Source organism: Synechococcus sp. BO 8801, from assembly GCF_002252675.1.
Lineage (GTDB): Bacteria > Cyanobacteriota > Cyanobacteriia > PCC-6307 > Cyanobiaceae > Cyanobium.
Genome location: NZ_NQKY01000044.1, coordinates 1 through 1259, shown reverse-complemented (window position 1 = coordinate 1259; position 1259 = coordinate 1). Strand labels below are relative to the sequence as shown.

Genomic DNA, 1259 nt, shown 5'->3' with positions numbered 1-1259 from the left:
GGCTGGTGGAGCAGCCGGTGCGGCGTTATCCACTGAAGTGGTGGTGGGAGACGCTGCTGGCTGTGCTGGCGGTGGCGGGCCTGTGGATCGGCATCGACGCCCTGCAGAACGGCCTGCGGGACCGCCTGTTCCGGGGCACCGACCGCGACCCCGTGCCCCGCAGCGAGCGCATCCAGAACCTGCTGATCCCCGGCACGGGCATCGGCAGCGGCTGCAGCCTCGTGTACGGCCAGCCCTACAACGACACCACCCGCATCGATTTCGAGCGCTGCGGCCGCCCCGGCCGGCCCGGTGCCGGCGAGATCTTCCTGCTGGGCGATTCCCATGCCCTGCACCTGCTGCCGATGCTGGACGCGGTGACCGCCCGCACCGGCCAGCGGATCAGCTTCACCTACCAGATGGCCTGCTTCACCGATCCCAGCCTGCTGATGAGCTGGGGCAACAAGAGCTACGGCCCCTGCCGCGACTTCGTGGTCGGTGAGATGGAGCGCTCCCTGGAACGCCTCAAGCGGGGCGATGTCGTGGTGCTCTCCTCCTGGCTCAACTACTACGTGGGCGATGTGACCCCCGCCGGCACCCCCAGCGAGGCCAACGTCATGGATGGCGACCGCCGCCTCACCCCCGCCCAGGCCCGGGAGCGCCACGTGGCCAACCTGCGGGCCTACGCCCAGCGGCTCGCCGCCCGGGGCATCGAGCTGGTGCTGGTGGTGGACAGTCCGATGCTGGCCCGCAAGCCGCTGGAATGTCGCCGCTCCACCGGCCCGGCCGTGAGCTGCGCGCCCGAGCCCGCCGTGACGGCGGCGATGCAGCGCACGGTGCGCGCCACCCTGGAGGCGGCGGCGGCGGGCCTGCCGAATGTGCATGTGTTCGACCCCACCCCCTACCTGGTGGGTGCGGATGGTCGGGTGCTGGATCGCCGGCCCGACGGCACCCCCCTGTTCGCCGATAACCACCACCTCAGCGTCAGCGGCAGCCGCTCGCTGGCGGAACCCTTCGAGCGGTTCCTGTCGCAGGCGGGCCTGACCCCGGGGGGTCGCTGATGGCCGTGGCCCCCGCCGTCACGAGCACCGGAGCCGCCGCGTCGGCGAGCGTCCCGGCGACCGGAGCAGGCGGGAAGGGGGGAGGTTTTGCCTACCGGCCGGACATCGATGCGCTGCGGGGGGCGGCGATGCTGGCGGTGCTGGTGTTCCACCTGAACAAGGGCTGGCTGCCCGGTGGTTTCACCGGGGTGGACATCTTCTTTGTGATCTCGGGTTACG

1 protein-coding gene and 1 pseudogene are annotated in these 1259 nt (G+C 71.5%); both read left to right on the top strand.

Annotated features, from left to right (window positions below):
- Nucleotides 1-1040, top strand: a 1040-nt coding sequence (locus CJZ86_RS16375) for an SGNH hydrolase domain-containing protein (RefSeq protein ID WP_286145748.1), incomplete at its 5' end; no start/stop codon positions are given.
- A pseudogene (locus CJZ86_RS17180) lies at nucleotides 1040-1259 on the top strand (acyltransferase family protein); the annotation flags it as partial. The gene CJZ86_RS16375 and the pseudogene CJZ86_RS17180, both read left to right, overlap by 1 nt.